At 40.1% G+C, this 6,967-nt stretch carries 12 protein-coding genes; 6 read left to right on the top strand and 6 right to left on the bottom strand.

The window, feature by feature from the left end; translation table 11 throughout:
• A partial coding sequence (locus tag ATB78_RS28930) for an IS30 family transposase (RefSeq protein ID WP_155647874.1) occupies nucleotides 1-338 on the top strand: 338 nt, incomplete at its 5' end.
• A 33-nt stretch (nucleotides 339-371) separates the two neighbouring features.
• Here ATB78_RS28930 and ATB78_RS27340 read toward each other — a convergent pair.
• The 3 genes from ATB78_RS27340 to ATB78_RS29930 all read right to left on the bottom strand — a co-directional run bounded on the left by ATB78_RS27340 (nucleotide 372) and on the right by ATB78_RS29930 (nucleotide 2,156).
• Complete coding sequence (locus tag ATB78_RS27340) at nucleotides 372-731, bottom strand: hypothetical protein (protein ID WP_155647877.1); 360 nt, start codon at nucleotides 729-731, stop codon at nucleotides 372-374.
• A 147-nt stretch (nucleotides 732-878) separates the two neighbouring features.
• On the bottom strand, nucleotides 879-1,343 hold the full coding sequence (locus ATB78_RS27335; protein WP_061011112.1) for a hypothetical protein: 465 nt from the start codon (nucleotides 1,341-1,343) through the stop codon (nucleotides 879-881).
• A 663-nt stretch (nucleotides 1,344-2,006) separates the two neighbouring features.
• Nucleotides 2,007-2,156 carry a hypothetical protein gene (locus tag ATB78_RS29930; RefSeq protein ID WP_179947026.1) on the bottom strand — a complete coding sequence of 50 codons (150 nt, stop codon included), beginning with the start codon at nucleotides 2,154-2,156 and terminating at the stop codon, nucleotides 2,007-2,009.
• Nucleotides 2,157-2,498: 342 nt separating this feature from the next.
• Here ATB78_RS29930 and ATB78_RS29705 point away from each other — a divergent pair, with 342 nt between their 5' ends.
• The 4 genes from ATB78_RS29705 (at nucleotide 2,499) to ATB78_RS29700 (ending at nucleotide 4,157) form a co-directional block, all read left to right on the top strand.
• Nucleotides 2,499-2,750 carry a hypothetical protein gene (locus ATB78_RS29705; protein ID WP_155647876.1) on the top strand — a complete coding sequence of 84 codons (252 nt, stop codon included), beginning with the start codon at nucleotides 2,499-2,501 and terminating at the stop codon, nucleotides 2,748-2,750.
• Between the two features lie 307 nt (nucleotides 2,751-3,057).
• Nucleotides 3,058-3,342, top strand: a complete 285-nt coding sequence (locus ATB78_RS27320) for a type II toxin-antitoxin system RelB/DinJ family antitoxin (protein WP_005398409.1) — start codon at nucleotides 3,058-3,060, stop codon at nucleotides 3,340-3,342.
• On the top strand, nucleotides 3,339-3,617 hold the full coding sequence (locus ATB78_RS27315; protein ID WP_061011111.1) for a type II toxin-antitoxin system mRNA interferase toxin, RelE/StbE family: 279 nt from the start codon (nucleotides 3,339-3,341) through the stop codon (nucleotides 3,615-3,617). The genes ATB78_RS27320 and ATB78_RS27315 overlap by 4 nt, the downstream gene beginning before the upstream one ends.
• A gap of 246 nt (nucleotides 3,618-3,863) precedes the next feature.
• Nucleotides 3,864-4,157 (top strand): hypothetical protein, encoded by a 294-nt coding sequence (locus ATB78_RS29700; RefSeq protein ID WP_179947027.1) that lies wholly within the window; start codon nucleotides 3,864-3,866, stop codon nucleotides 4,155-4,157.
• A 221-nt stretch (nucleotides 4,158-4,378) separates the two neighbouring features.
• Here the strand turns inward: ATB78_RS29700 and ATB78_RS27305 are convergent, their stop codons facing one another.
• The 3 genes from ATB78_RS27305 to ATB78_RS27295 all read right to left on the bottom strand — a co-directional run bounded on the left by ATB78_RS27305 (nucleotide 4,379) and on the right by ATB78_RS27295 (nucleotide 6,187).
• The gene (locus ATB78_RS27305; RefSeq protein WP_061011110.1) at nucleotides 4,379-4,759 is read right to left on the bottom strand and encodes a nuclear transport factor 2 family protein; all 381 of its coding nucleotides are present in this window, start codon (nucleotides 4,757-4,759) and stop codon (nucleotides 4,379-4,381) included.
• Nucleotides 4,760-4,893: 134 nt separating this feature from the next.
• On the bottom strand, nucleotides 4,894-5,379 hold the full coding sequence (locus ATB78_RS27300) for a hypothetical protein (protein WP_061011109.1): 486 nt from the start codon (nucleotides 5,377-5,379) through the stop codon (nucleotides 4,894-4,896).
• A 142-nt stretch (nucleotides 5,380-5,521) separates the two neighbouring features.
• Nucleotides 5,522-6,187: a hypothetical protein gene (locus tag ATB78_RS27295; protein WP_061011108.1), complete on the bottom strand. Its 666-nt coding sequence runs from the start codon at nucleotides 6,185-6,187 to the stop codon at nucleotides 5,522-5,524.
• Between the two features lie 300 nt (nucleotides 6,188-6,487).
• On the opposite strand from ATB78_RS27295, the gene ATB78_RS30200 reads away from it, so the two are divergent.
• Nucleotides 6,488-6,751, top strand: a complete 264-nt coding sequence (locus ATB78_RS30200) for a hypothetical protein (RefSeq protein ID WP_240537448.1) — start codon at nucleotides 6,488-6,490, stop codon at nucleotides 6,749-6,751.
• Nucleotides 6,752-6,967: the final 216 nt, after the last annotated feature.

Raw genomic sequence — 6,967 nt, 5'->3', positions numbered from 1 at the left:
CAAGCGAGTCGCTCAACGTAAGAATGAGCAAAATCATGACCCGCTCTGACTTACCTTTTAAGACGATAACTGCGGATAACGGCACTGAATTTCATGGTTATGCACAACTAGAAAAACATCATAACTGCCTGTTTTACTTTGCAAATCCATACCACTCATGGGAGCGAGGGACTAATGAAAACACCAATGGCTTGATACGACAATACTTACCAAAACGAACTTCTATGTCACACGTGACACAGAAGCTCTGTAATGAAATTGCACACAAATTAAATACGCGCCCACGCAAAAGGCTTGGGTATAGGACACCAACGGAGTATATTCATGCGCATCTGTAGAAAGTGTCGCACTTCAAACTTGATACTAAGAGCCTAGTTCAAGTAGATGCCGGACTGCCTTAGTTGCTGCTTCAAGTCTAGAAGTTTGAATTGAGTTACCAGTAGTTGAGTAACTGCTATCGTACCCGAAAAAATAGATAATGCGGATATTAGCCAACTCCAGCTAACACCATCAAAGATATGCGGTGCAGCAAAAGCAAAACCATAGCTAAACGCTGCATTTACCGAATGCAAAAACTCATTAGTAGAAACCTTGTAACTCATACTTTCGGTATCGTAGGAAATTCTTACCTGCGAGCCAGCTTTACGGAACTTGCAGTAAACTACGTCATTCTCTCCATCATACTGAATATTATTAAGTTCTAGGATTTCTCTAACTTTATCTAACATCATATCCCTCCTTGATATGGTGGCTCATAACGCCCTGTTAAGGTGTGAGCAACGCAATACCGATGCCGCCGTATACCACCTTAAACACTAAACGCAACGCATAGTAAAAATGCCACGCGTTGCGAATCACTCTTAAACAGATTGTTATGTTTATTTTCCTTTGAGGTCTTTCGATGCGATTAGGATCAATTTATTCAAAGCTTGGCTATGATGTTTATGTTCCGAATCATAGATATCCCAGAGAGGGTTTGTTTCATAATCGAAAACTTCTCGTTCACGCAATGTTTTTAGAACTATTATCGCTTCATTAGACACATATAATGATGCTAAATCAGTGGCTCTGCGGACTGTCCAATAGGCTTTAGTGTGTCTCTGATGCAATTCATGCGACCTAGCTTCTGAGATGAAGTTATCTTGACCATAATCTTCCTTAAACACCTCATAAAATTGAACCATATCGTATAACGAGTTAATAATTTCGGTATACGCTTTTTCTTTTCTCTCCCACCACTTCTCCGTATAAAACTTCTTAGTTGCCCATCGAGCAGCCAAAAATGATGAGAACACTGCCACTAATATTCCTGGTAACATTTTTAATGCAACTTCTTGATACATGTAATTTTCCTTTAATAAAGGTAAAGCATTGTTATGTTTATGCTAGAAGAAGGATTTTATATTTGAACAATTTTTAGAGGTACTTAAACCGAGAAAGCCCCCTCCAGATAAATCTGAAGGAGGCTTGGCGGAGAGTATGGGATTCGAACCCATGAAGGGGGTAAACCCTTACCGGGGTATAAAGCCGGCACAATCGACCACTCTGACAACTCTGGAAAGACTTGTGCCTTTCCAGAACTTACTGACGTCGACCAATCAACTCAGATGCATATTAATCCCTAATAAGAAGTGATGCAAGAGGTTTCTGGGATAAACATAACGCCCTGCTAAGGGGTGAGCAACGCAATACTGAAGCCGCCGCATACCGCCTTAATCACTAAAATCAACGCATAGTAAAAATGCCACGCGTTGCGAATCCCTCTTGAGCAGTTTGTTAGTTTGCAAACCCAACGCGTTGATTTTACGTTATTTTAAACTTTGCAAACAATAAACTTTATGTATTTTGATGCACTTAAGTCAGGCGTAGTCTCAAAGCGGCTACTCAATGAAACCACTTGGAACAAACAACGCCGCAGAAAACGAACTCACAACACCAAAAAGCGCTTTTGGAAAACCAATCTCACAATGCGGACTTTCAACAAAGTCACTGAAACCACGTGGAACTTACCACACCAGAGAAAACGTCATTTCAGCGAGTAAATCGGCTTTTGTACCAACAAACTCAACAAGCAGAGTTTCAACAAAAAAGTTCAACTCAGTTAACCCAAAAATCGCCACACCAAAGAACAAATCAACCGTTGAAACGATGCCCATTTTGAATTTTCACAACGCTAGTTAACACTAAAATTGAAAGCCAATACGACAACTTAAACTTTGAGCTTTTACCACTAGATCTTGCGATATAGCTGCGTTTTTCCTCTTGCAAACTAACGCCCTGCTAAGGGGTGAGCAACGCAATACTGAAGCCACCGCATACCGCCTTAATCACTAAAATCAACGCATAGTAAAAATGCCACGCGTTGCGAATCCCTCTTGAGCAGTTTGTTAGTTTGCAAACCCAACGCGTTGATTTTACGTTATTTTAAACTTTGCAAACAATAAACTTTATGTATTTTGATGCACTTAAGTCAGGCGTAGTCTCAAAGCGGCTACTCAATGAAACCACTTGGAACAAACAACGCCGCAGAAAACGAACTCACAACACCAAAAAGCGCTTTTGGAAAACCAATCTTACAATGCGGACTTTCAACAAAGTCACTGAAACCACATGAACTTACCACGCCAGAGAAAACGTCATTTCAGCGTGTAAATCGGCTTTTATACCAACAAACTCAACAAGCAGAGTTTCAGCAAAAAAGTTCAACTCAGTTAACCCAAAAATCGCCGCACCAAAGAATAAATCAATAGTTGAAACGATGCCAATTTTGGGTTTTCACCATGTTAGTTAACACTGAAATTGAAAGTGATACCACAATTTCGACTTTGAGCTTTTACGACTAGATCTTGCGATATAGCTGCGTTTTTCCTCTTGCAAACTAACGCCCAATTAAGGTGTGAGGCACGCAATACGATGCTCCCGCATACCAACTTAATCACTAAAACCAACGCATAGTAAAAATGCCACGCGTGCCGAATCACTCTTAAATTGTTTGTTAGTTGCCCATCTCAAAGCCTAGTGCTAACATTTGTACACACACCAACAAAGGAATACATCATGGACACTAGAATTCAATTTCGTGTTGATGAAGAAACAAAACGCCTAGCTCAACAAATGGCTGAGAGCCAAGGTCGCACTCTGAGTGACGCATGCCGTGAACTTACTGAGCAACTCGCTGAACAACAAAGAAAAACATTATCTCACGATGCATGGCTAACTGAACAAGTAAACCTAGCATTTGAGAAGTTTGACTCAGGAAAATCCGTTTTCGTTGAGCACCAAACTGCTAAGTCTCGAATGGAAGAGCGCAAAGCCAGAATCCGTAATCGAGGTAAGCAATGATTTTATGGGAAGAAGAGTCACTTAATGATCGTGAAAAGATCTTTGAGTTTCTCTATGACTTCAACCCTGATGCTGCAGAAAAAACTGACAACTTCATTGAAGCAAAAGTAGAAAACTTACTTGAACAACCTTTAATGGGTGTGCAACGAGATGGCATCCGCGGACGATTGCTCATTATTCCTGAGATTTCGATGATTGTCTCTTATTGGGTCGAGGGCGATATCATCAGAGTTATGCGTGTACTCCACCAGAAACAAAAATTCCCTACGGATTGATTGCTTCCTCTGGGGAACTAACGCCCTGTTAAGGGGTGAGCAACGCAATACCGAAGCCGCTGCATTCCACCTTAATCACTAAAACCAACGCATAGAAAAAATGCCAAGCGTTGCGAATCCCTCTTGAACAGTTTGTTAGTTTGCAAACCCAAAGCGTTGATTTTACGTCATTTTAAACTTTGCAAACAATAAACCCTATGTGCTTTGATGCATTTAAGTCAGGCTTAGTCTAAAAGCGGCTAGTCAATGAAACCACTTGGAACAAACAACGCCGCAGAAAACGAACTCACAACACCAAAAAACGCTTTTGGAAAACCAATCTCACAATGCGGACTTTCAACAAAGTCACTGAAACCACGTGGAACTTACCACACCAGAGAAAACGTCATTTCAGCGTGTAAATCGGCTTTTATACCAACAAACTCAACAAGCAGAGTTTCAGCAAAAAAGTTCAACTCAGTTAACCCAAAAACCGCCGCACCAAAGAATAAATCAATAGTTGAAGCGATGCCAATTTTGGATTTTCACCATGTTAGTTAACACTGAAGTTGAAAGTGGTACGATAATTTCGACTTTGAGCTTTTACCACTAGATCTTGCAATATAGCTGCGTTTTTCCTCTTGCAAACTAACGCCCAATTAAGGGGTGAACAACGCCTCCACCCAAACCTAAAGTATTGTGTCATAAACACTAAAACTGAAGTAGAAGAAAAAATACCAAGCGTTGTGAATCCCTCTTAAATTGCTTGTTAGGTGCGTAGCTTATTCTTGTACAACCTTTACCCATTTTGAGCGCCATTCTTGTGCTTCCATAGGATCAGGCCAGAATTCTTTTTGCTTGATGATTAAACCGTTTTCAACGGTATGAAAAGTAATAGCACGGGCTTTTTGAACACTATCTGTAATCGAAACATCAGTTACGACCGTTGCACCGTCACAGACTACCGAATGAACTTCAAACTCCCAAACACCATTTGCAGGGTAATAGGAATTAATAGCTGTGAAATTTTCTCTACCCACTGTAAGTTCATTTGATTGAGGCCAAAAGCCTTTAAAATTGGGACTAAGCCACTCACTCGCTTTAGCAAAGTCATTAGTTTTCATCGCATCCCAAAAAGCTAGGACAACTTCCTTTGAATTCATTATTTCCTCCAAGCACCTAACGCCCTGCTAAGGGGTGAGCAACGCAATACAAAAGCCGCTGCAAACCACCTTAATCACTAAATTCAACGCATAGTAAAAATGCCACGCGTTGCGAATCCCTCTTGAGCAGTTTGTTATGCGATTTTTATCAACGTACCACTTTTCTTAGCCGCCCAATAACCATCGCGAAACTCTTTTCTAACTGTGGCTCCAAATGTCGCACTTAATGGCACCAACAGTCCATCACAAACCAGTTCATCTGAAAATGGTAGAATTGCCGTTTCAACTGGCGAATACTCTGGACATATTTCTTCTATAGCTGAAGTCAGTCCTTTCACTTGAAAATACTGACTACTATCAGGGTGAAGAAACACATAACCATCTTTATATTTTTTAAGAAAAATAAATCGTCCATATACTGCACGTTCCAGCCCTTTCAGCAATCCAACTGAAAGTGCATGTGACATGTTTGCTTTCACTTCATCTACACATTCGTACATTTCAGCGCGCAACGCGACTAAATCTTGTAAACCATCAGGTAATTTCCCATGATTTATGTATGTTAGAGCCAACTGATATTCGAATAAAAATTGCTCTGCTAAGTTCTTTTCAATAAGCATATTTTGTTATTTCCATTTAATCGCATAACGCCCTATTAAGGTGTGAGCAACGCAATACCAGAGCTGCCGCATACCACCTTAATCACTAAAATCAACGCATGGTAAAAATGCCACGCGTTGCGAATCACTCTTAAACAGTTTGTTATGTGATACTTAACGCTTCCACGTAAACATAATCGAGAAATGACTCAACATCATTTATGATGTTTTCAATATACTCTCTCTCGATTTTCAACTGCTTATCATCCACAAGAGACAAGCCAGTACCATTGGCTACGATGTTGATTACACTACTTGCTGACTTATAAGATGATATATTGCCATCACAATGAACAATACAGTTCCTTAACTTATTCATTGCTTGTATGTTCGCCCATATTGGATTAACTGGTTGCAAGTCCAAACTTGCTAACATTTTAAGATAATTAATAGAGCGAACCACCCCCTCCCCTTTTAAATCACTCACGGAGACAGGATAGCCATTCATTTGTTTCAAACGTACACACAGACTATTGAGAGAAGTTTCTAAAAGTGTGTACAATGAAACCAATGTCGATTTTCTATACATGACAATATAGACATTTTCGATATCATGATAGATATCAGAAAAATAATCATCTAACTCATTCAGCTGCTCACCTGACAAGCCGATTTTGCTTTCATTATATGAATTTTCAAGACTTGCTTTATCAGAGATAAATTTAGACTCTAACTCTAACGTATAATTTCTAAAATCTTCTAACTTAATTTTAGTTATTGATTTAATTGCTTCTGAAATAACTTGATTCATATTTACTTTTTTAAACATGTAAAACCTTACTGACTAGTCCGTCGTATCACATAACGCCCTGCTAAGGGGTGAGCAACGCAATACCAAAGCCGCCGCAAACCACCTTAATCACTAAAATCAACGCATAGTAAAAATGCCACGCGTTGCGAATCCCTCTTGAGCAGTTTGTTAGTCGCGAGGCACCGAGCGACAATTTTAAGCCGAACTAAACTTTGCGAACAACAAACTTTATGTGTTTTGATGCATTTAAGTCAGGCGTAGTTTCAAAGCGCCTACTCAATGAAACCACTTGGAACATAAAACGTCGTAGAAAACGGACTGACAACACCAACAAGCGCTTTTGGAAAACCAATCTCACAGTGCGGACTTTCAACAAAGTCACTGAAACCACGTGGAACTTACCACACCAGAGAAAACGTCATTTCAGCGAGTAAATCGGCTTTTGTACCGACAAACTCACCGAGCGGAGTTGCAACCAAAAACAGACTCTCGATTGCCCTGCTCTGTAAGCACCAAAGAACAAAACAACCGCTAGAACAGTTACAAAACTTTGGACTTAAAGCAGCTAAAACTAAGTTCTGATGATCGAAGATTAATCGGTGTACCAAGCAAACAGCTGCTAAATATTAAGCTCAGAAACATGATTTTGATTGCTAGCTTTTTCTGGCGACTAACGCCCTGTTAAGGTGTGAGCAATGCAATACCGAAGCCGCCGCATACCACCTAAAACACAAATCGCAACGCATAGCAAAAATGCCAAGCGTTGCGAATCACTCTTAAACAGATTGTTAGCTGCTA

Origin of the sequence: Vibrio sp. CUB2 (assembly GCF_001557945.1) — a bacterium.
Taxonomy (GTDB): Bacteria; Pseudomonadota; Gammaproteobacteria; order Enterobacterales; family Vibrionaceae; genus Vibrio; species Vibrio owensii.
This window is presented reverse-complemented; position numbering and strand designations above follow the sequence as displayed.